Origin of the sequence: Streptomyces beigongshangae, assembly GCF_019710745.1 — a bacterium.
GTDB classification, from domain to species: domain Bacteria; phylum Actinomycetota; class Actinomycetes; order Streptomycetales; family Streptomycetaceae; genus Streptomyces; species Streptomyces beigongshangae.
On record NZ_JAHKJW010000028.1, the window covers coordinates 1 to 20,860 of the forward strand.

20 protein-coding genes and 1 pseudogene are annotated in these 20,860 nt (G+C 67.7%); 11 read left to right on the plus strand and 10 right to left on the minus strand.

Features of this window, described 5'->3' with window-relative positions:
- Window positions 1-16: 16 nt before the first annotated feature.
- Complete coding sequence (locus KM933_RS22020) at window positions 17-577, minus strand: FRG domain-containing protein (RefSeq protein WP_221354805.1); 561 nt, start codon at window positions 575-577, stop codon at window positions 17-19.
- 516 nt (window positions 578-1,093) lie between these two features.
- On the opposite strand from KM933_RS22020, the gene KM933_RS22025 reads away from it, so the two are divergent.
- From KM933_RS22025 to KM933_RS22040, 4 genes and pseudogenes are all read left to right on the plus strand, one after another.
- On the plus strand, window positions 1,094-1,969 hold the full coding sequence (locus KM933_RS22025) for a hypothetical protein (protein WP_308013504.1): 876 nt from the start codon (window positions 1,094-1,096) through the stop codon (window positions 1,967-1,969).
- Window positions 1,966-6,531, plus strand: coding sequence for an NACHT and WD repeat domain-containing protein (locus KM933_RS22030; protein ID WP_221354806.1), 4,566 nt, complete (start codon window positions 1,966-1,968; stop codon window positions 6,529-6,531). Before KM933_RS22025 ends, KM933_RS22030 begins: the two co-directional genes overlap by 4 nt.
- A 139-nt stretch (window positions 6,532-6,670) precedes the next feature.
- Window positions 6,671-7,851: pseudogene (locus KM933_RS22035) on the plus strand (IS3 family transposase).
- A gap of 589 nt (window positions 7,852-8,440) precedes the next feature.
- A complete protein-coding gene (locus tag KM933_RS22040; RefSeq protein WP_308013507.1) occupies window positions 8,441-8,695 on the plus strand; it encodes a helix-turn-helix domain-containing protein in 255 nt (84 codons plus the stop codon).
- A 15-nt stretch (window positions 8,696-8,710) separates the two neighbouring features.
- On the opposite strand, the gene KM933_RS22045 is transcribed toward KM933_RS22040, so the two are convergent.
- Both KM933_RS22045 and KM933_RS22050 read right to left on the minus strand, forming a co-directional pair.
- Window positions 8,711-9,364, minus strand: a complete 654-nt coding sequence (locus KM933_RS22045; protein WP_221354809.1) for a hypothetical protein — start codon at window positions 9,362-9,364, stop codon at window positions 8,711-8,713.
- A gap of 32 nt (window positions 9,365-9,396) precedes the next feature.
- Window positions 9,397-9,831, minus strand: coding sequence for a hypothetical protein (locus tag KM933_RS22050; protein WP_221354811.1), 435 nt, complete (start codon window positions 9,829-9,831; stop codon window positions 9,397-9,399).
- Between the two features lie 83 nt (window positions 9,832-9,914).
- On the opposite strand from KM933_RS22050, the gene KM933_RS22055 reads away from it, so the two are divergent.
- Window positions 9,915-10,076 carry a hypothetical protein gene (locus KM933_RS22055; protein ID WP_221354813.1) on the plus strand — a complete coding sequence of 54 codons (162 nt, stop codon included), beginning with the start codon at window positions 9,915-9,917 and terminating at the stop codon, window positions 10,074-10,076.
- Between the two features lie 401 nt (window positions 10,077-10,477).
- On the plus strand, window positions 10,478-10,708 hold the full coding sequence (locus tag KM933_RS22060; protein WP_221354815.1) for a hypothetical protein: 231 nt from the start codon (window positions 10,478-10,480) through the stop codon (window positions 10,706-10,708).
- Between the two features lie 51 nt (window positions 10,709-10,759).
- On the opposite strand, the gene KM933_RS22065 is transcribed toward KM933_RS22060, so the two are convergent.
- From KM933_RS22065 to KM933_RS22080, 4 genes are all read right to left on the minus strand, one after another.
- Entirely contained in the window at window positions 10,760-12,223 is a 1,464-nt protein-coding gene (locus KM933_RS22065) for a UvrD-helicase domain-containing protein (protein ID WP_221354817.1), read from the minus strand.
- Between the two features lie 76 nt (window positions 12,224-12,299).
- The gene (locus tag KM933_RS22070) at window positions 12,300-12,773 is read right to left on the minus strand and encodes a hypothetical protein (protein ID WP_221354819.1); all 474 of its coding nucleotides are present in this window, start codon (window positions 12,771-12,773) and stop codon (window positions 12,300-12,302) included.
- Entirely contained in the window at window positions 12,770-13,651 is an 882-nt protein-coding gene (locus KM933_RS22075; protein ID WP_221354821.1) for a DUF6083 domain-containing protein, read from the minus strand. The genes KM933_RS22070 and KM933_RS22075 overlap by 4 nt, the downstream gene beginning before the upstream one ends.
- 161 nt (window positions 13,652-13,812) lie before the next feature.
- Window positions 13,813-14,085, minus strand: a complete 273-nt coding sequence (locus tag KM933_RS22080; RefSeq protein ID WP_221354823.1) for a helix-turn-helix transcriptional regulator — start codon at window positions 14,083-14,085, stop codon at window positions 13,813-13,815.
- 167 nt (window positions 14,086-14,252) lie between these two features.
- Here KM933_RS22080 and KM933_RS22085 point away from each other — a divergent pair, with 167 nt between their 5' ends.
- Entirely contained in the window at window positions 14,253-15,263 is a 1,011-nt protein-coding gene (locus KM933_RS22085) for a hypothetical protein (RefSeq protein WP_221354825.1), read from the plus strand.
- A gap of 13 nt (window positions 15,264-15,276) precedes the next feature.
- Here KM933_RS22085 and KM933_RS22090 read toward each other — a convergent pair whose 3' ends face one another.
- On the minus strand, window positions 15,277-15,699 hold the full coding sequence (locus tag KM933_RS22090; RefSeq protein ID WP_260333972.1) for a hypothetical protein: 423 nt from the start codon (window positions 15,697-15,699) through the stop codon (window positions 15,277-15,279).
- 355 nt (window positions 15,700-16,054) lie between these two features.
- Between KM933_RS22090 and KM933_RS22095 the strand changes: the two genes are divergently transcribed.
- The 4 genes from KM933_RS22095 to KM933_RS22110 all read left to right on the plus strand — a co-directional run bounded on the left by KM933_RS22095 (window position 16,055) and on the right by KM933_RS22110 (window position 19,483).
- Window positions 16,055-16,690: a hypothetical protein gene (locus tag KM933_RS22095; protein WP_221354827.1), complete on the plus strand. Its 636-nt coding sequence runs from the start codon at window positions 16,055-16,057 to the stop codon at window positions 16,688-16,690.
- Between the two features lie 37 nt (window positions 16,691-16,727).
- Window positions 16,728-17,819 carry a helix-turn-helix domain-containing protein gene (locus KM933_RS22100; RefSeq protein WP_308013505.1) on the plus strand — a complete coding sequence of 364 codons (1,092 nt, stop codon included), beginning with the start codon at window positions 16,728-16,730 and terminating at the stop codon, window positions 17,817-17,819.
- A 96-nt stretch (window positions 17,820-17,915) separates the two neighbouring features.
- The gene (locus tag KM933_RS22105; RefSeq protein WP_221354832.1) at window positions 17,916-18,416 is read left to right on the plus strand and encodes a hypothetical protein; all 501 of its coding nucleotides are present in this window, start codon (window positions 17,916-17,918) and stop codon (window positions 18,414-18,416) included.
- 5 nt (window positions 18,417-18,421) lie between these two features.
- Complete coding sequence (locus tag KM933_RS22110) at window positions 18,422-19,483, plus strand: protein kinase domain-containing protein (RefSeq protein WP_221354834.1); 1,062 nt, start codon at window positions 18,422-18,424, stop codon at window positions 19,481-19,483.
- Here KM933_RS22110 and KM933_RS22115 read toward each other — a convergent pair.
- The gene (locus KM933_RS22115) at window positions 19,429-19,836 is read right to left on the minus strand and encodes a hypothetical protein (protein WP_221354836.1); all 408 of its coding nucleotides are present in this window, start codon (window positions 19,834-19,836) and stop codon (window positions 19,429-19,431) included. The genes KM933_RS22110 and KM933_RS22115 overlap by 55 nt on opposite strands.
- 370 nt (window positions 19,837-20,206) lie before the next feature.
- Window positions 20,207-20,644 (minus strand): TniQ family protein, encoded by a 438-nt coding sequence (locus tag KM933_RS40655; RefSeq protein WP_430727353.1) that lies wholly within the window; start codon window positions 20,642-20,644, stop codon window positions 20,207-20,209.
- Window positions 20,645-20,860: the final 216 nt, after the last annotated feature.

Consider the following 20,860-nt stretch of genomic DNA (forward strand, 5'->3'; position numbering starts at 1 on the left):
TGGCGACCCGCCCCGTCTACTCCTCGCGGGCGCAGTTCCTCCACTCCAGCCGTTGCCGGGGAGGCGCGAGGGAGATGGTGTCCGGATGGCCGTTCAGCCTAGCCGGAAGCTCGATTACGAAGAGGCGGCCGTCTAGGCCCAAGTCGTGGTCGACGGCGAAGAACAGAGCTTCGAGTGGCAGGTCGGACACGTCGATGAGACGGGTGGGGATGCCCCAGTGCTGGAGGACAGCGAGCAGTTCGCCGTCAGTCATCCGCCGACCGATTCCTTCCTCGGCCCTCATGTGGCGAATTAGGGTCTGCTCGGCATGGTTCATGTCCTCCTCGGTGGCCGTCTCCTTGAAATTCATAAGAGTTCTGAAGAGGCTGGACGAGAGGTTGTTGTCCGCGTTCGACTGCCTGCGGTAGTAGATTCGGTCGGAATCGGAGGGAGGTTGCATAACTCCCTTCGGGCGTGGCGCGGGAGTATCCGCTTCTATCCACTGCCAAAGGGCTTCTTTCGAATCAATTCCGACCTTGTCGTTTATTTCTCGCTCGCCGAAGAATCTCCGAGTCAAGGGGGACTCATCACGGTCCATGGCAACTTCTCGTGCCGCGCGCACCCCTGGGTCGAGCGTGCCACGCCACCCCGGCGCGCGCGGCAGCCGGCCTGCGGCGGCGGGGCCGTCGAGCAGTGCGATGGGTATTTTTTCGGCTATCGGAAGGAAGGGCGACTGACTTGACCGCCGAATGCTAGAGCCGTGAGGAAGATCGGGTGTGAGCTTCCCTTGCTTGTCGCGCTGGCGACGGTGACGGTGTCCGAGTCACTCGCAAGGTCAGTGCGAGTTCTTCGTACGGTCCCTACCGGACCGGCTCCGGCAGCGCCAGCCGGGCGCGGCGGGGCACAAGTGATTGCCCTCGGTCAATAGGCCACAGCCGTGGCGCGTGCCGCTCGGAGTCATAGGCCAGCAGATACGTGAGTACTGTCCACGTTGGCCTCCGGCGTTGAAACGCCCCTGTGCCCACACCACATGCAGCACAATGGTCCTCAGCCCGGAGCGGGCTAAAGCAGATCCGGGGCTTGCAGGCACACGGTGAGCGAGGCGGGGTAAGGCGTGCAGACAGTACGGGTCGTCGGCGTGCACGGCATCGGGCAGTCGAAGACTTCCCAGCATCAGTTGACCGCCGACTGGGGCCGTGCGCTTAAGCGCGGCATCGACTCGTTGCCCGACGTAACAGCCTGTGTGGCGTCCCTCGAAGTACCGCATTGGACGGCACTCCTGGCGAGGGGAACAGACCGTCTTGGCCCCGAGGACGACATCTTCGGCGAGTCCGTGCCGATGGATCCAGCGGAAGAGGAGTTCGTCGCCGAGGTCTTTGCCGACCTTGTACGGCCCGAGGACGTAGTCTTCGCCGAAACCCAGCCCCTGGCCACTCTGGGGCCGCCCAAGCTGTGGTCACCGCGCCTGACCCGGCTGGCGATGGCCTATGACCGCCGTCGACCGAGCGGTGGCGTGCAGTTCATCGTCCGGCGCATGCGTGAGGTGCGCTATTACCTCACCAAGCCGGCCCTGGCCGCCGAGGTCCGGGCGTTCATCCGAGACGGGTTCACGCCGGATGACGCCGTGGTCATCGGCCATTCGCTCGGCAGCGTCATCGCCTACGATCTGCTTCGCCACAAGGAGGTCGGTGCTGCGGGCACCGGCTCTGCCCTCCACACACTGGTGACCTGCGGCTCGCCACTGGGCATCCCCGCCGTGCGACGGCTCATGGGCATCACCGATGGCACGCCCCTCCAGCTCGACTCGCACATCAGGTGGGTCAACGTCTTCGACCCCGACGACTTCATCACCGGGGGCGCATGCCTGTCCGCCATCGCGCGGGAGCTCACTGAAGTCCAGGTGGACAACGGCATCGGCGACCCACACAGCGCCTTGCGGTATCTCCGCAGTGTGCCGGTGGCCCGCGCCGTGGCGGGCGGCCGACCGTGACACGCGCGCCAGCCCCGGATACCTTCGCCCGCCGCCTCGTCGTCATCGCGGTCTCGGAGTACGACGACGGATCTGCCGCCGAGCGGGAGGCGTTCCGCAAGGAAATCACCGCGCAGGTGACGACCGTGAAGGATTGGTGGGCACACCCCTCTCTCGACGGCGCGCGCCGTTTCGAGCCTTCCGAAGCGAAGCAGTTGCACGACCTGCGCGATCTGCGCACCTTCCTCATAGAAGAAGACCTCGGGAACGCGGACGACGACGAAGCCCTCGTTGTCTACATCACCGGGCACGGTTTGGCCCCGACGAACTCCCCTCAGCATTTCCTTCAGTTGCGGGACACGTACGTGGAGAGGCCGTACGCCACTGCGTTCCCGACCGCCGAGATCATCACCACCGTGCTGGACTCTCACGCCTCGCACGTCCTGGTGATGGTGGACTCATGCTTCTCGGGTCAGCTCGAGTCCGAGCTCAAGAGCATGCTGAAAGGCCTGCGGCAGGAGCGCCGCGACCTTGCCTCGCTGGTCGTCCTTGTTGCCGGGAACGATCAGAGCACGCCCCGCACGAACGCCTTCGTCAACGTCCTGCGGGCCGTGCGCGCACACTGTGAGGACGAGACGAACGGCTTCGCCGAGCCGCACCTCAGCTGGCAGGAATGGAAGAGCATCGTTCGTGAGGTGTTCGACCAGAGCACCATGGCCGACCCAACGTACGTCTGGCCCACGCTCTCGGCCAGCACGGAGAGGGCGCAGGAACAGTTGAGTCCCTGCCTGCCCAACCCCGGCTACACGGGGAGCGAACCGGTGCTGATGGCTTCCTCCCGCCAGGTCGGGTGGACACGGGCCCAGCTCGACGTGTTCTGGATCTCACGTGCGACCGGCACCTCCGAACCGGACAGTCCGGGCTGGTACTTCACCGGTCGCACCGAGCTGGTCAAGCGCATCCTCGCCTTCATGACCGGAACCGAAGGCGTACTGATCGTCACCGGCGTGGCCGGCTCCGGGAAATCCGCCCTCCTCGCCCGTACTGTGACCCTCAGCGACACCCGCTTCCGGGCTGACGAGACGTACCGCGCGCTGGTCGCCGGGATACCGGAGGAACTCCAGGTTCCGGAAGGCTCGGTGGATGCTGCCGTTCTTGCCCGCAACACCGACCCGGACGATCTCGCCCGGGTGCTCTGCGAGGCGCTCGGCGACTCCCCGGGCCTGGCAACCCCATCTCGGACTGGCGGCGACGAGAGCGGACATCTCGCTCGGCTGCGGAGCCTGGTGCAGAGCACGGCTCGGCAGCGGGGCGAGCCGCTCACCCTCGTAGTGGACGGCATTGATGAAGCCAGGAATCCGACGCGCACCATCACCGACCTTTTGCGGCCGCTGGCGGATCTGCGGATGCCGGACGAACGGCCCGCCGTCCGGCTGCTGCTCGGCATCCGCAGCAGTCGGCTCGGTACTTCGGCCGAGGCCGACGCTCCGACCGCCCGCGCCCAGACCTTGGATCTCCTCGACCTGCTGGTACGGGCCACTGCCGCCGGTACCCCACTCCGTACGGACGGTCCCGACGCCGCGCCGGACATTGCCGCGTACGCCTTCGCGTTGCTGGAGGCGCCGCTCGGGGACCAGGAAGGCGGAGAGGTTCCGTCGGCGTCGCTGCTGGACCGTTACGGAGAACTGGCCGAGGCAGTGGCCCGGGAGGTGGCCCCTTCCTTCCTGGACGCACGCATCGCCGCCCAGCGGCTCCGGGCACGGTGCACCCTGCCCGATCCGGAGGACCCTGGATGGCTCCAGACCCTGCGTCAGGGCACCGAAGCCCTCCTGCGGGAAGACCTCATCGAGGTCGCCGACACGCACTCCACGGCCGCTAAGCAACTCATGTCCGTACTGCGCGCCACCGCATTCGCGCACGGAGCCGGCCTGCCATGGGCCGACATCTGGCCAGCCGCCGTACAGTGCCTGTCACCGTCCTCCGTCACCGACCCAGACGACGTCATCCGGAAGGTTTGGGACAGCCGCCTTTCCGGCTACCTCATCACCGCTGTCGAGGACGGCCGGACTGTATACCGGCCAGTGCACGAGCGGATCAGCGAAACACTCCGGTACACCCCGCATAGACTCGTCGGCGCCCCGGAAACAGGCGGGCGGGAGAGACTCTCGGACGAGGAGATCTCGGGCACTCACCGGTCGCTGGTCGAGGCATTCGAGCGGCTGATTCCCCGCGCGGGCCAGCATCAGGCACCGCACCCCTATCTGCGGCGTCACCTGGTGGCCCACTGCGCAGCTGCGAAGGCCCTCGACGGCAGTCACGTTCCGACGCACTTCCTCCCCTGGGAGACCAGCGGCACCGTACGGGGCGCTCTCGGGCTCCCTGCGAACCCAACGTCCCGGACGCTGCACCTGGCCTCCTGGGCGCGTGTCGAGCCTTTCCTCGCCGATGCCCCGCACTCGGCACGCGCCGACAGCCTGGCCCTGGCCGCCCTCGGAATGGCCAGCGAGTACGACGGCATCGCATTCAGCGCGCAGGACCTGACGGTGGACGAAGCGGGGCCGACCACTCGCAGAGAGCACGATGAGGCACCTGCGCAGCCCCGTCTCGCCCCGCAGTGGAACGAATTGCGGCTGGCCGGAAACCTGCTGGGTCGCTCCTACGCGCCAGTCTCCTCCCTCGTGTCCTTCAATCTGCCCGACGGCACCCTCCTCGTGGCGGCAGGAGACACCAGTGGTGAGGTCCGCCTGTGGGACCCGCTCTCCGGCACCGACTTCGGGCTGCCCGTACGCCGCGCTCCATACGCACGTGCCCTGGCTGTGCTAGCTGGCCCCCTGGGAGAACCCCTCCTTGCGGTCGGCTGCAACAACGGCGCGTGGCTCTACGATCCGCAGAGCGGCCGGATCGACCACCTCCCCGTTTCAGTCCCTGTGCACGCCTTGGCCGTCTTCGCCACAGCGCGCGGCAGTGCCCGGCTAGCGCTGGGCACCACCGAGGGCCTAGTGATCTGCGATCCTCTCGCCCGGCAGGTGCTGTCCAGAACACCCCGGGCAACCATGTGGGGCAATTCAGTCAAGGCCCTTGCGGCGCTACGGCTGCCCACCGGCCAGCACCTGCTCGCGGTCGGCGGAGAAGGCAGCACGGTCGAGATTCTCGATGCCGATTCGCTCCGGCCGGTCGTTGAGGTCGCGGGCCAAGGGCGAGGTGTCTCGGCGCTCGCCCTGCACCTCGACCCTCATGGCAGGCCGCGGATGGCCGCGGCCTCACGGTCCACGGGGTCCGTGCGCAACTACAACGCGTGGACAGGCGAGCAGACGGCACCTGTCATCCGCGAGTCTGCTGTGGCCATCTGCTTGTACCCCGTCGGCCCCGATCACCGCAGAGGAACGCTGCTTGCTCTAGGCCCCAGCCGAGGAGGGACTGTACGCCTCTGGGATCCAGAAACCGGGGCGGCAGTGAGCGAGTTCGCAGCCGACCACGACAAGAGGGTCAAGGGCCTGGCCATCCTCGACACAGGTGGGAGCGCACCGCTGCTGGTGTCCGGATCCGACGATCACACCGTGCGGATCTGGGACCCTTCCGCCCCCGCGTCACACCGAGACACACGCTGGGAAGAGCCGAATGACGGCTCACTCCTCGCCGCGCTGCCCGTGCCGGGAGGAGCGACCCGCCTCCTGAGACCGATCTCCACACGCTTCCTCAACATCACCGCAGCCGCCACCGGAGAAGTACTACAGCAGTTCAGTCTGCCCGAAGAAGCGGCCCCCGAGGGACTGACCGCTATCACCAGCCACCTGTGGCCCAATGGATCGGTATCAGTGATCGCGGGCACGTCCCGCGGCGACATCTTCCGGTGGGACCAAGAATACGGCTGGTTTCGCATGCATGATCCGATCCAAGCCACAGACCGGATCATGCCGGTACATAGGCTGACCCGGACACGTGCCCTGACCACGTTCCAGGCAGATGACCCGGACCAGGTGTTCCTGGCCAGCGGTACCAGTTCAGGCACCGTGACCTTCCACGACTTGGACACCCGCGAGCCGTGGTCTGTCATCCATGAAAGAGGAGCCGTCCGCGCCCTGGCAGCCCTACCACACCCAGAAGGCATGATGGTGGCCTTCTCGGCCGCTGCCGCCGTACGGTTCTGCCGTCCCGAGCAGCCATCCGCACCACTCCTCCCCCGGCGTATCGGCGTCGTCGGCTGCCTGACCACATGGGCGGCGGAGGACGGGTCTGTCCTCCTCGCCACCGGAGGCTCCGACGGCACCGTCCGCTCCTGGTCCCCGGAGGCACCGAGGCGGGAGGCGTATCCCGTGCTGCACGGCCATCAGGGCCCGGTCACCGCCATTACTAGCTTCCAAGCTTCACCCACCGCACCATGCCTCCTTGCCACGGCGGGTCAACAGGACACCACCGTGCGCGTGTGGGACCCCCGCACGGGCGATGAGCTGGCGCGTGTCGTCACTGGCGCTGCTCTGACGTCGCTCTGCGCCCTGCCCATCGGGGGCGATCCGCAGCTCTCGGATCCACTGCTCGCCTTCGGCGGACCGGCGGGCGCGGGTGCGATTTCGATCAAGCTGTGAGCCAAGGCAACTCGTAATGCGTAGGGCGCGGGTACGGGCCCTACAAGCAGGTCTGTTGATTGAGGTAAGGGGTGAGGGGCCCCGAAGTTTCCGGACAGGGACCCAATAGGGTTGTCCTGGACAAGGAAACGAGGAAGAAGTGGTGCCACCCAGTAAGTACTCGCCGGAGTTCCGCGAGGAAGCCGTCCAGATCGCGTTGAGGTCAAGCAAGACGATCTCCGAAGTCGCCCGGGAACTTGAGCTGAACTCGGAGACGCTATGCGGCTGGGTGAAGAAGCATCAGAAACAGCAGGAACCGGCACCCGATGCGGAACTGACGGTGAACGAGCGGGCGCGCCTGAAGGAACTCGAACGACGCAACCGCGAGCTGGAGATGGAAAACTCCTTCCTGAAAAAATGCGCGGCGTACTTCGCGAAGGATCCCCGGTAGAAAGCAAGTACGAGTTCATCGACGAGATGTGGCTCGACACTGCGGAGTGCGCATACAGCGTCGAGTTCATGTGCGGCCGACTCGGCGTGTCCAGATCCGGCTACTACGACTGGCGATCCCGCCCGGAATCCGCGACGGCCCAGCGGCGCGAGGAACTGAAACTGCTCATCAAGAAAGCCTTCGACATGTCCGACAGCACCTACAGCGACCGTCGCATCCAGGCCCAGCTGCACCGCTGGGGCGTCGCCGTGGGCGTGAAGTTGGTCCGCCGTCTGATGCGCGAGCTGGGCCTGGTGCCCTGCCAGCCGCGGCCGAAGAGGTTCAACCTCACCAAGGCCGCGGCCGGCCAGGTGCCGGACCTCGTCGGCCGTGACTTCACCGCGGACGCCCCCGGCTAAAAGCTCGTCGGCGACATTACTTATATCGCGACCGGGGAAGGCTGGCTGTACCTCGCAACAGTCATCGACTGCTGCACGAAGGAAGTCATCGGTTATGCGATGGACGACCACTACCAAACCCCACTGATATCCAGGGCGATCCGCAATGCGGCACGGAACAGGAGCCTCTCGGCTGGCGCGATATTTCACTCGGACCGCGGAAGCAACTACATGTCGACTGAGTTCGGGAAGACGCTCGACCGGTTTGGACTCCGCAGATCTTCCGGCCGTACCGGGATCTGTTTCGACAACGCCATGGCCGAATCGTTCTTCGGTGCCCTGAAGAACGAGCGCGTAGCAAGGGTGACTTACCTGACTCGCGAAGCTGCCCGGCAGGACATCACTCGGTACATCGAATTCTGGTACAATCGCAAACGCCTCCACTCGGCGGTGGGTTACCGCTCTCCGCGCGAAATCCATGCCAAGTGCGAAAAGTTGCGAATCTCTGCGTGAAATAGACGGTCAGACTCTTGTCCGGAAAACGCGAGGCCCCTCACAACATCCCGCTCTACCGATGACGGATGCCGCCCTTGTGGGTTTGGAACTCGTCCGTTGGCGATCGCAGAGACTGTCCTGAACCCCGCCAGCGCGAGGCAGCACTGCCCTCGGACCGACGAATTGCGTGATCCACGTTGACCAACCCGGGATCGGCCACGCAAGTCGAACCTGCGCACTGCTCTGCACCGGCGCGGGAAATGCAACCTCGCCCCCATCCCGGACACGCAAGTTGACGAGGAAGCCCATCCTTCGTCCCGCGGCCCCGAGGACCGCCGCCTGCGGCTGGACGGCTATTGAGTTGGTCTTGAGTTCACGTTTCGCCACGTGAGTCGTCGTTCGTTTCAGATTGCGGTTTGGGCCGTGACGGCGGTTGACGGCTGCGGTCTGTTGGAGGAGTGGGCGACAGCAGGCTGCAGCCCTGGAGTTATTTGAGGACGAGCGGCTGATTTTGCAGGGGTGGGCGAAACGTCGGACTGTCGCGCAGGGCCTCGCCAAGCGAGCACGCATCGTGCTGGCCTGTGCGGACGTGCTCAGCAACACCGCGGTGGCCGCGCGGCTGGACACCGATCGCGGGACCGTGCGCCGGTGGCGGACCAGATTCCTGCGGGACCGGCTCGACGGACTGTCCGACGAGCCCCGCCCGGGAGTGCCCCGCACCCTCACCGATGCCCAGGTGAAGGAGGTGGTAGTGCGCACTCTCGAAGAGGTGCCCGCGGGTGCGACCGCTGGTCGAAGCGGGAGCTGGCCAAGAGGGTGGGTATCTCGCCCACGAGCGTGCTGCAAGGAGCCGACACCGTAGCGATGGCACAGCGCTTCAGTAGCCGGCCGTGTCCATGGCCTCCATGTACTCGATTTGCCAGTTCTCATACTCACCGAGATGAGCCGAGTAGCCACCCGACAGCAGGTGGGCCAGCTTGTGCAGCTCGTTCACCTGCTCGTAGAAGTTGACGTTCTGCTGCACGGGCCGGGCGGGAGCCCGGCCAGGGCCGTGGCCGACCACGGCATACCGGTAGGTCTCCCCTGTCGCATCCTCGCTGTCCAGCCAGTTCAGCTGACTCCAGGATTCTGGATCGATGCGCTGTTCCACCTTGGGCAGGTCAAGCAGGGCCAGGTACCGGTTGAGGCAGTCCGCCAGTCTCCTGATGTTGTGCGTGCGTAGACGCTTGTCCAACTGGTCGGGGCTGAGGTCTTCTTCTCCTCTGTAGCCCTCGCTCAGCGCGCACTGGGCGGCCTTGCGGATCAGCCACTTCAGCGACAGCTCGATGCTGTGCCGGTAGTTGTAGAGGATGGGGAGGGGCAGCAGGTCGTCCGGGCCGTGGGCGATCCAGTGTCGGGCGGCGGTTTCGGCCACTCGCAGATAGCCGTCCGCGAGGGCGAGATCGTCCTCGCTAGCACCTCCCCAGACGGCAATCTCGGCATTCGCCCAGCGGGGCCGGGGCAGGCTCAACCGGTCTTCTGCTTCCTCCATCCCGTCAGGATGGCAACCGCCCGCCTCATCCACTACCGCTTTTGACAACTGCCCGCCGCCGCAGCCTCCTTGGGCGTCGCCGACGGCCGTCCGCGTGGGGCCGTCGTCGTCGCACTCATCCCACTCCTCCTCGAACGCGCCACGCCGCAAAACAGCCGGGCCTCGCCGAAAGCGCCCAGCGTGCCGTCGGCGCCGACCCGCGACGGCTGCTGCCCCTGGCCACCCAGAGGGTCACCGCCGAACTGAGCACCGACCGTGCCCGCCAGTGGCTTGCCGGCATTAAGCAGGCAGTCGTCCACCGCGCAGCTCAGCCCGGCGCCGACCCGGACATCTACCGATAGGCCGCCGACCTCATCACCGAAGTCCAGCACCGAGTCGAAGAAGACGACGCTCTGGAAGACCTCGTAGCACCCCTTCTGCAAGTCGCTGCTGCACCCGACGACGAAGTCGGCCCGGAGGCCGACCACGAGATGGCCCAGGCACGCTGCTCACCCCCGATGACCGCTTCGTCCTGGTCAAGCCGCAAGCACGCTGGTCCATCAGGACCGTTGTGACCGCACTCGCCCTGTGCCATCTGGTCCTGGTCACCGGCGTCACGTCCTACGTGCCGCTGACCACCGACCTCAAGGACGACGGCTGGGTGCTGTCGTTCTTCGTGCCACTCAACGTGTTCATGCACCTGGCCGTCGCCAGTGTCTTCGGCGGCCGGTAACTCGGCCGGGTGCCGCTGACCTGGGTCGCGTCGCTCTTCGCTATCGGCTTGACCACCCTCACCGCGCTCATGGCCGACCTCCCGCTGCCCCTCCCAGGCCGCCCTGGGCGCTGTGGATCACCGTGTTCTCCGCCGGCCTGTGCACCCTCACCTTCGCCTGGTGCCTCTGGTTCGGCCAACGGCAACCGCGCGACGAACCCGCGCCATAGCGCCCGAGCCGGTTGACCGCCCGCACCGCCACGACGCAGAAGCAATTGATCCGTTGTGGGGCTGGAGCCCAGGACTGCAGACCGGCTGCCGTGCGGGTGCCCGGCGCCGGGGCGTTATCCACAGGCCGGCGGGAGGCCGGCCGCAGGCCCGTACGGTATGGGTTTCGCTGATCACGAGCACGGGGGTGCGTTGTGCCGTACGAGGTCGATTTGGCGGTGCGGGTGGAGGATGCGCTGGATGAACTGCCGCCGGAGGGACGGCAGGAAGTCATGGAGACGGTTGCCGCGGCGCTGGTGCGGCCTCGCGAGTGGCCGCAGCCCGGCGGCTGGCACGCTGCGCTGGTCTTCGGGCCTCGCTCGTGGGTGTCGTTCACCGCCTTCCTCGGCGGCATCGAGGTGATCGATGTCGGCTGGGCCGGCTGACATCGGCGGGCGGCCTGCGGCACCGGGCTGCTGGCCGCCGCCTTGCGCGGATCATCCGCTTTCTGCCTGCTGGGCGGGGGCGGTCCACGCCAGGCCGCCGAGGTCGAGTCGGTGGCGGGCACGGGTGACGGCGACGTAGGCGAGACGGGCGTCCGCGTCGCTCACCTCAGGGGCCTGGCCGGCCGCAGGCGGGCCAGCATCGGGGTCCTTCGGCTGCGGAAAGTCGTTGCCGATCCTGACTGTCGGCCATTCGCGGCCTTTGGCCTTGTGGGCGGTGGAGACGGTGACGTCGGCGTGGGCCTCCTCGGCGAGTTGCGACACGGCGGCGAGGATGGAGTCGGGGCCGTGGGTGTCGACGAGGTCCACGAAGGGCTGCAGGTCGCGGCCGGCCGGATCGTAGGCGGCGTAGTCCTGCAGGTCGCCCCAGGACGCGAACAGGACGAGTTCGGGGTGGTGAGTGCGGCGGCCTTCCTTCAGATCACGGGCAGCGAAGGAGAGTTGGGCCAGTTGCTGTCCTCCCCGGGTGAGGGCGACGCGGTGTCCCTCACCGAGCAGGCGCATGACCTCCGTCATTGCACCGATGTTGGTCCGGCACAGAACGGCGTCGGGGTGGTCGACGCTGCTGACTTCCGCGGGAATGCCGGTGGTTCCCGTCAGGCGGATGGGGGCGTCGGCGAGCGTGAGCCACCGGTTGGCCTCTTCGGCGATCTGCGGCCCAAAGCGGAACGAGCGGGTGAGGGTCAGCTGTTCAGCGTCGAAGCCGGTCATTACGTCGGTTGCGCCCCGCCAGCCGTAGATGGCCTGCGCCGAGTCACCGACCATGACGAGCTGGGCGTGTTCCCGCTGGGCGGTGAACACCTGCTCCAGCACCGGGTTGGTGTCCTGGGCCTCATCGAGGAAGAGGAAGTCGGCTTCGATCTTCGGGCCGGTCAGCGCCCACATCTTGAGGTAGTGGTCGTGCTCGAAGCGGACGACGCCGTGGTCGGGGCGTTGCAGGTCTGCCCAGGCTTTGGCCGCGAAGGGGAGCACGAGTTCGGCGAACTGCTGGTGGTCGGCGGGCCGGTCGAGGCCACGCAGGCGCGGCACGTGGTGGCGCACCAGGGTGGCGTCGGAGGAGTGGCAGAAGCGGGTGACGGTGTGCAGCACGTTGTGGGACAGGGTTCTCTGGCTGATCTCGTGGTCGGCGATCCGCACGGGGCGCAGGATGCCGAGGGCCTGGCCGGTCTTCCAGGCCGGCTGGCGGGGGCTGTTGAGCCGGTCGGCGTAGCGGTGGCCCAGTGCGGCGAAGGCGGTGGCGTGGGCGGTGCGGCACTGCACCGTGGACGGGAAGCGGGCGGCGGCGTCGCGCGCGATGTCCTTGTTGAAGGCCAGGTAGCGGCCGCGGCGTTGAGTGTCGGCGGCGAGCAGGCACAGCGTGCTGGTTTTCCCGGTTCCGGCGCCGGCCTGCAGCGCAAGGTGCCGGCCGGCGTGGAAGGTGTCCGCCGCGTGGACCTGCTCGGGGGTGGGAGTGTGCAACAAGGGCTCCTTGGGATGGGAACGGTCAGACCGGGGCGCAGCTGGTGCTGCGGCCGTCAAGGCAACGGCGGCGGGTTCAGGCGTGCGGGCGCGCTTGGAGAAGGCGGCCTGCGGCGCAGGCCAGGACTTCCTCCGGGGTGTGATGGGCGAGCAGGCGCCGCAGCTGTGACTCGAGGCAGTGACGCCGTTCGCGCTGCTTTCGTGCAAGGTCGGCGGCGATCAGCTCGCGCAGGACTTCTCCGGGGAGGCTGCCGCTGGCGGCAGCCTTCTGGCGGATCTGCGCGTCGGCGCGGCGGCTGAGGACGACGTTGAGCCGGACGTGGCCGTGGCGGTCGGGGTAGTGCGTGGTGAGCACGTCGATTGGCAGGACCGCGTCCAGCTGGCGCCGGAGTCGGTGCAGGGCGCGGCCTGGGCTCTTGGCGCTTTGCACCGTCATCAGGCGGCTGCGGTCGGCATTCGCGGCGAACGTCACGCGGTGGCGGGCCCGGTGAAGCTCCCGGGCGGAGGCGGGCCGGGTCAGGGCGATCTCGACGGCGTACTGATGCGTCACGGCCGGGCCTGCCGTGGGGCGTGGCCGCCGGGGCGGCGTCCACGCGAGGGCAGGCGGGTGCCGATGTGTTCGTGGTGGCGGATCGGGTCGAAGGGCTCCCAGTCGGCTACCGCGAGGTCGCCGGCCACGGTGGCGGCGGCATGCTGTTCGCACCGCTGGGCGCGCCAGCGCAGCTGTTCCTGGTACGGCAGCGCGGACAGGCTGTAGACGGCCATGACATCCGACGGCAGGGCCAGCTGACCGTGGTGCGCGCTCACCGGCACCAGAGTCCACACACCTTGTAGAGCGCCGGGTCCGAGGACCTCGGCGGTGCAGCGGGTACGACGCAGGGTCTGGGCGACGCACTGGATCTCGTCGACGGGACGGGAGGCAAGGTAACGGACGAACAGCAGCTGCACGACGGGCCGGGCCGGACGGCAGACGGCCTCGCCCGGCGGCGGGCCGCCGGCCGGTGTGGCATGCGGAGCGAGGACTCCGGCATCGAGCAGACGACGCGTGCGCAGGGCGAGAGAACGGCGCAGCCCGGACAACTGCTGCGCGGCCGGCGATGTCGGACGGGCGGGACACAGCAGGGCGTGCGCGAGCCGGCACCAGCCGCTCCCGTCTCCCACAGGATGGGCGATGCCGCAGCTGACGTGCCAGCGGCAGGACTCCGGCACCCGGGCTGCGGATAGTTCGTGCGGGTGCAACTGCACCAGACGGTCGTCGGCGCGCAGGTACCACTCGACCGGATTGCCGCATTCGCGACAGGAGGCGGTCTGGCCGCAGCGCAGCAGGCGGCTGGTGCTGTCGGGGGCGATACGCAGGGACCGCCGCCGAGGCGCGCTCGCGCGGCTGCCGTCCCAGCGCCGTGCAGAAGGAGAAGATGAGGAGCACATGCGGGCGAACCTGCCAGCCGACACGCCGCACCGGCGGCACCTGGCCCGGAGGATCCCCCGGGCAGAGCAGAACGGGGCGGCAAGAGTGCGAACGACTGCTCAGAGGTTCGAAACAGGGTTGCCGGATCGGGTGAATCGCCACGGGTGCAGGACGGCCCGGATCAGCTGCCGGAGCTGTAGCCGGCTCCGGGCAGGTCGTGCTCGTGGCAGAGGGTGACAAAGAGCTCGTCGAAGGGTGTGTCCAGGGCATGTGCGAGGGCGTGCCACGTCTTAAGGGTGCCGATGGTGCGGCCCTGCTCGATCTCGATCAGGGTGCGCCTGGCCAGGCCGCTGCGGGCGGCGAGCTCGTCGTAACTCCACCCGCGCTCAGCCCGCAGACGCCCCAGCTCCAGCCGGAGCGCGTCGAGGTCGGGATCGGGAGGCAAGATCGTCACTCGACCATCCGACGGTGCAGACCCCTGCCCTGTCAGTGCAGACCTCTGCCCTATTTCTCCCAATGGCTCCCCGGCAGGAGGGCAGGGGTCTGCACTACGGTGTCGGCCGCCCCGCCGTACGGCGCGGTAGGGCCGGCGCCGGATCGGGAAGGGAGGGACACACGCCCATGAGGCTGCGCACCGTGCGTCCTCAGGCGCCGCGGACCTGGACGGTGGAACTGAGATGCCAGACTGGCGGGCTCGTCCTCGTCTGCCAGCACTGCCCCCAGGACGGTCGCCGGGTCGCCGCGGAGTCCGCGCGCTCGGCGGCCCTCGCCCACCTCGCCCTGCACGCCCGCAGCGATCTCCGGGCGCCCCACCTGCGGATCTGCCAGTGTCATGAACGCGGCTGCCGCTGGCACCGCCGCCACCGCGGGTGTACCGGCCCCATCCGCCTGCTCCTGGCCTGCGAGCGCGGTGGCCGCATCTGGCGCCTCGCCGACGCGTGCGGAGCCTGCGCCGCGGCAACCGCCCAGGCCGCCATCGTGCCCGACACCGTGCTGGCCGTACCGCTCCACCCGCTCCCTGCGCGACCGCGCCGCCCCCGGCGGCCCAGGGGGCCAGGAGAACGCGTCCGCGTCAGCGAGATCCTCAGCTACCTGGCCGCGGCCCTGCCCGCAGACGCATCCGCCGGGGCACGGCTCCTCGCCCTGCAGTGCGCGCTGCGCATGAACGCCTACATGCGAGTCGAATTTTCCGCGGGCCTGCTGCGCGGTCTGTGCATCGACGCGGAGGAGGCCTGTCACGAGTTGGAGCGGGCGCGGTGGCTGAGAGCGGTGAACGGCCCCGGAGCGGCTGGGGTCGCCGCGGAGCTTCGCGATGCCACACTGCTCGCCCAGTCACCGGCCCGCCCCGACCGGCGGCGCGCCGCCGAATGGGCAGTGCGCACCGGGTGCCCCGCCCGGATAGGGGAGGCCGAGCCCTGGCTGCGGCTGTCGGGCGTCTATCTCGCGGCGCACAGCGATCCGTCCTCCGGAGCGGGGCAGCGTGAATGCGACCGGATCATCCGTGACTGCGGCCTGCACGATCAGGGGTTCCACGGTGTGCTGAGCCGCCTGACGGCGAACGGCGTCCTGGAGGGGTGGCGGATCTGCCCGGACTCGGGGGACGTGCACTGGACGCTTGCGCCGGGGCGCTGACGAAGGGGCCGCCTTACCGGCGGGCGCGGGGCCGCGAAGGGTCCGGGGCGTGGACTGCCCACGGGGCCGGCACCGTCAATCGTCCCTCGCGGCAGCCTGTGCCAGTCGGGAAAGGCCTTTCCCGTACCTCGCGGATGTGACGGCTGATCAGCCAGCGCAGGACGGGCCACTGCTCAACCAGCAGTTCACGATCAAGGAACGCGATCAGATCACCCTGCTGGCCCTCGGCGAGCATGGTCCGGTACAGGCCCATCCGCGATTTGGGCCCGTCCAGGGCGAAGCTCGTACGCCCCGACCAGGCCACGTGCAGGGGAAGTGCCACAATGCCGCAGATGAGGCCCGCCAGATCCTCGAGCCGCTCGGGCAGGCGGCGGCGGTAACGCGCCCGAAGGATCTCGCCAACGGCCGCTGGATCGACCGGAGTGCCCGTGTCCATGCCGTCAGTATCCGCCGGACCCCACCGCCGCGACGGACCGCCGGCGTGGCAGGCCAAGCCCGATACCCGTCGGCAGGGCAGGCGGCCCCGGCGGCACCGAGCAGCCGCACCGCCAGGGCTGCGGCGGACTGCAAAGAGGCTGCCACGCGGGCCGCAGGAGAGCGCGGAGGCACGGAAAGTCCGCCGAAGCGGGATGATCATGAGCGGGCTGCCGCACGGACGCCTGGCCCCTGCGGACGACCGGGGGGGCGGAGAGATGACATATTCGAACTGACATGCGATGATAATCGAGGTTTCAAAAACGCCACCTCGAATGAGGTATGGTTTTTGAAACCCACGGTTGTCTGGAGGGGCTGTGCAGAACCTGGATCCCGAGTGGTGCGTGCAGCGGCTCGCGCAGCTCGACTTCTCGAACGACCTCTTCCACGGGGCGCTCGACCTGGCGGCGGCTGATGTCCGCAATTGCACCGACTTCGATGCGCCGGCCATGGCCGGGTTCACGTTCTGGAGCCGCACCAACCGGTACCTCGCCGAGGCGCTCGACCCCGACGGGTGGGGCCGCACCTCGCGGGACAGCATCCTCCGGATGATCCACCCCAGCATGAGTCACGCGGTCACGGCGATCAGCGCCCAAGGAGGCGTCGGCGATCTGAAAGCCAGGGTGAAGTCGAAGAACCCGAAGGGTCCTGCCATGGCCCGCCTGGTGGAGAGGAACGGCCAGATCGCGTTCCTCAGCCACGACGAGGTGCTGTACGGCCGTGAGCTCGACCAGATCCCGACGTGGTGCCTGCTCTACAAGTGGGACAAGGGAGTGATCTCCGCCGAGCTGTCGCTGCCGATCAAGATGAACGGGAAGTTCGTTGACGAGTGGCAGGAGCGCATCCCTCTGGTGCTGCCCGACCTGGGCGACCCCGGTGCGGACATCGCGCTGCTGGACGATCCGGGCGACGACAGCGGCCCGGAGGTTGTCGTGGAGCTGCTGGGGGGCTGACCGAAATGTAGGAGTGCGGACGTGGGAGCTGAGGAAAGTGTTCACCCCTGAACGGCTGGTCCTTGCCCGTAAGAGGCGACGGATGACGTTGGCCGAGCTGGCCCGGCGGTCGGGGTTCTCGGCGCAGAGCATCACTGCCTTCGAGAACCACCGCAGACCACCGTCGCCGGAGACGCTTTCCTCCCTCGCGGCCGCACTTCACTACCCGGTCACGTTCTTCGAGGCCCCTCCACCCCCCCAGCTGCAGCTGGACGCCGTCAGCTTCCGGGCACCTTCCAAGATGTCGGCCGCGGAGCGCGACAGCGCGCTGAGCTCAGGGGCCGTGGCGGTGGCGCTCAACACCTGGCTGGCAGGGCTGTTCAAGCTGCCGAAGCCCAACGTACCGACCTATCCGCACCTCAAGCCGGAGGCGGCCGCAGAGCAGGTGCGAGCCGCGTGGGGCCTCGGGGAGGCGCCCGTCCCCAATACGGTGCACCTGCTGGAGGCCAACGGCGTGCGCGTGTTCTCTCTGCCGTCGGACTGCCTGGACATCGACGCCTTCTCAACGATCAACGCGGGCACCCCCTATGTCTTCCTCAACACGCGTAAGACCGGGGAGCGCGGCCGCTTCGACGCCGCCCACGAGCTCGGGCACCTTGTACTGCACTGCGAGCACCGCATCCCCCACGGACGGGACTCCGAGGGGGAGGCCAACGACTTCGCCTCCGCCTTCCTCATGCCGCGTGCCGGGATTCTCGCCCAGAGACTCAACAACGCCTCTCTCGACCGGATACTGAGCGCCAAGCGCAAGTGGGGGGTCTCGGCCATGGCGCTGACCTACCGGCTGCGCAAGCTCGAGCTGCTCTCCGAATGGCGTTACACCCAGACCGTCAAGGAACTCGCGCGGCGGGGATACCGCCGCGACGAGCCGGGCTCTTCCCTGGTCCGCGAGAGCAGCCAGTTGCTGGCGAAGGTGTTCGAGGCCCTGCGCCAGCCCTTGAGCATGTCTCCGGCAGATGTCGCGGCCGAGTTGAACATCTATCCTGAGGAACTCAATGAGTACGTCTTCGGCCTGGTACCCATCGGCGTCGACGGAGGTGGCAGGCAGTCCGCGCCCGTGCGGCCCGACCTGCGGCTGATCAAGGGGTAGCTGGCGCGGCTCACCGCCGCGCACGAAACAACGAACCGCTCTCAACCCGGCCTGCCCGCAGGCGCGTAGGCCGGTCTTCCCGGAAAGACGTGATGTATGAAGGTCCTGGGTGTGGCTGTCTCATCAGGCGCGATCCACTACGGTGCGCTGACCGCCGCCGACGACACCCAGGACATCTCTCACACACCCGGCGCCCCCGAACGCCTCGTACCCGCACTCGGCCTGACGGGAGCTCAGCGATTGGGAGACACCCATCAGAGGATCTCCCAGGACATCCGCGTGCTGCAGCCCGACGCCGTGATCATCGTGGCCACCCGCAAGAACAACCAGTGGGTGTACCGCGAAGCCTTCGACCGCATCTCGCTGATCTCGGCACTCATGCTGTCCTGCGTGGAGCAAGGGATCACATGCGAAGAGTGGAGTACGGAGCGGATCGGTAAGCTCGTCGACGTTCCCGCGCCCAAGCTGGCCTTGTTCGACTGCAAAGAGGTTGGGTTCCCTCAACTCCCCCTGTACTGGACGGCGGGGCGCGGGCCGGCGTTCGCCGCGGCCAAGGCCTACGCCGTCGAAACGTCCAGCGAGAGCAGCGAAGGATAAGGGTCGTGAACGAGCGCGAGAGACCGCTCATCCTGGACTACGAGTGCCTCCACAGCATGCCGGGCGGCCTGCGTGAGGTGCGCGTGTGGCTGGATCCCGTTCTGGAGACGTGGCTGGTCGGCAAGCGCATCGATCTCTCCGAAGTCCAGGGCGCGGACCTGGTGGAGCCCCGGGTCATGGAGATGATCAGTCACCCGAACGTGGTGAAGGTGCGCTCGGTCGCGGCCGTCCCCAGCTACAAAGCACCCATGCAGGTCGTCGAAGTGTTCATGCCCTACTACGAGAAGGGCAGCATCACCGACGCCATGCTGAGGGGCGAGCACTTTACGGCAGCCCAGTCGCTGCGGATCATCCGGGCGGCCCTGCAGGGCCTGACCGAGATGCACGAGCGATACAAGATCCTGCACCGGGACGTGAAGAGTCCGAACCTGTTTCTCACCGGCGACGCCGACACGGTGAAGATCGGTGACCTGGGCCTGGCCGGCGCTATGGACGACACGGGCAGAGCCCCGTGCGTGAACGCGCCCCACCTGTACGCTCCGCCCGAGCTGCTGACCGCGGACGGACTCACCCGTTCCTCCGACCTGTACTCCCTCGGAGTGGTCCTTATCGAACTACTCAGGGGTAAGTTCGACTACGCCGCGTACACGACCACCGACGTTGTCGACGCGCTCCTGGCCGGCCGGCCCCCTCTGTGCAAAGAAGACGCGGTCCTGCCCCCCTGGGTGTGCAAGTCGTTGCGGAAGCTGGTCCACAAAGCCACGGACCCCGATCCGGCCCGCCGCTTCCAGACGGCCCGGGAGATGAGCGACCAGATCGCCAAGATCCGCATCGCGGACTGGCAGAAGACCGAGGAACAGGTATGGGAGGCACCGTTCCTCCGCAACCCCAAGACGCGCGTGCGCATCACGGCCAGACCCTCCGCAGAGGGAGGAATCACACTGGCCACCCACCGCAAGAAGACGCTCTCATGGCGTCGGCTGGAGAAGGACGTGACCGTCCCCGGCCTGGATCACAGCGATGCGTGCGCCGTCTTCGAGAGAGCCAACAGCCTGGCCGTAAGCTGACGCACAGCGAAGTCGACGGCCTGCCCCTCCTGCGGTGACAGGTCCCTGGCGGCCAGTGCCTCGGCGAAGTCCGCCGCCTCGTACTTCGCGGCGTTTCCCGCACCGACCGGCACCAGGGCGCCCGAACGTGCCAATTCCCAGATCTCGGCCCGCACCCGCCGCGCATCAACACGCCCCTGCCTGATCAACGGGGCAAGCACCTCACGCCAAGCGTCGGTGTGTTCGCCGGGCAAGCCTGCCCAGAGCTGCTCGACAAGAACTTCGGCCGCCCACGCATGCCGCGGCAGGGAACGCTGAGGCAGCCGGGAAATGCACGACACGAGCAGGGCCCCTTGAGGTGAGAGCGCTTCCACAGCTGGCTCCTCCTCGATAGCAGCGGCATTGCTCGGTCAACAGTCTGCGGAGGACTTGTCCTTTCAGCGTGCCGGACAGGCTACCGACACGCAAGACTCACCACCATGACTTATTGTACGCTTGTTCGATTCTGATGGAGTTGAGTCCACCGGAGTCTGTAACGTCTGTCCGGTTGTTCCGGTGGCACCGGACTTTGACCGGGTTGCCACCGAAGATGCACGGGCGGCCGTTTTATGGCACTGAACCGTTAACCGACCACCCTGCTCCGCGCCGTGATCATCAACGGAGACTTCGAGGAATACTGGCTGCACCACATCGAACAAGAGCATCTCCGCACTCGGCAGGCCCGCCACCAGGACGGATACGCTCTCACCGCTTGACCGAGCAGGTCACTACGAAAGAGCCGCACCCAAGTTGGAGTGACGGCGAAGAACCCAGGCCCCGACGGCCCACACGGTCAGCTCTCCCCGGACGCCGGTAGGGCGCGGGCGGGAGATTGGGCAGAGCGGTGTCGGCAAAGCGTGACAGCAGCATGCCGCTGAGCGTTTCTGCGGGCACTCCCGTTGCCGCGCTCAGCGTGTCAGCGGTGGAGGGGGCAAGGCCCAGGCCCGCCGTAGTCGGGCGCATCTCCCCTCGGGCTGTGAGCTCCAGGCAGGCCAGGGTATCCGGCTGGCGTATTGCGTAGAGGAGGCCGATTCGGTTGATCCAGCTGGGCAGCGACTCCCGTGTGCCGGGCAGGGGGACGGCGGGCAGCCGACGCGGCGCCCCGGCCTGTGGGGTGGGCGGGCAGATGTCTGGGTCCGGCATGAGCGCGGGCCTTTAGAACCCGACGCTGTCGGGGATCTTGGAATCCGGTGTGGCGGATCAGGGTGAGCGCTGTACCCAAGTGACGCGTTCGTCCTGGTCAGATTGCTTCTCGACGCGGCGGTCGACGGCCGGGTAGCTCCGTTCGGGCCTGGTGACCGTTGGGCGAACGGAACGTTCGTGGTTGGAGATGGCCGTGTTGCTGTGGCGACGGTTGGG

Bases quoted from the DNA above. Each gene is read 5' to 3' on its own strand.
- KM933_RS22020 (WP_221354805.1), bottom strand. From the start codon at position 577: ATGGACCGTGATGAGTCCCCCTTGACTCGGAGATTCTTCGGCGAGCGA.
- KM933_RS22045 (WP_221354809.1), bottom strand. From the start codon at position 9,364: ATGGAGGAAGCAGAAGACCGGTTGAGCCTGCCCCGGCCCCGCTGGGCG.
- KM933_RS22075 (WP_221354821.1), bottom strand. From the start codon at position 13,651: ATGTGCTCCTCATCTTCTCCTTCTGCACGGCGCTGGGACGGCAGCCGC.
- KM933_RS22085 (WP_221354825.1), top strand. From the start codon at position 14,253: ATGAGGCTGCGCACCGTGCGTCCTCAGGCGCCGCGGACCTGGACGGTG.
- KM933_RS22090 (WP_260333972.1), bottom strand. From the start codon at position 15,699: ATGGACACGGGCACTCCGGTCGATCCAGCGGCCGTTGGCGAGATCCTT.
- KM933_RS22105 (WP_221354832.1), top strand. From the start codon at position 17,916: ATGAAGGTCCTGGGTGTGGCTGTCTCATCAGGCGCGATCCACTACGGT.
- KM933_RS40655 (WP_430727353.1), bottom strand. From the start codon at position 20,644: ATGCCGGACCCAGACATCTGCCCGCCCACCCCACAGGCCGGGGCGCCG.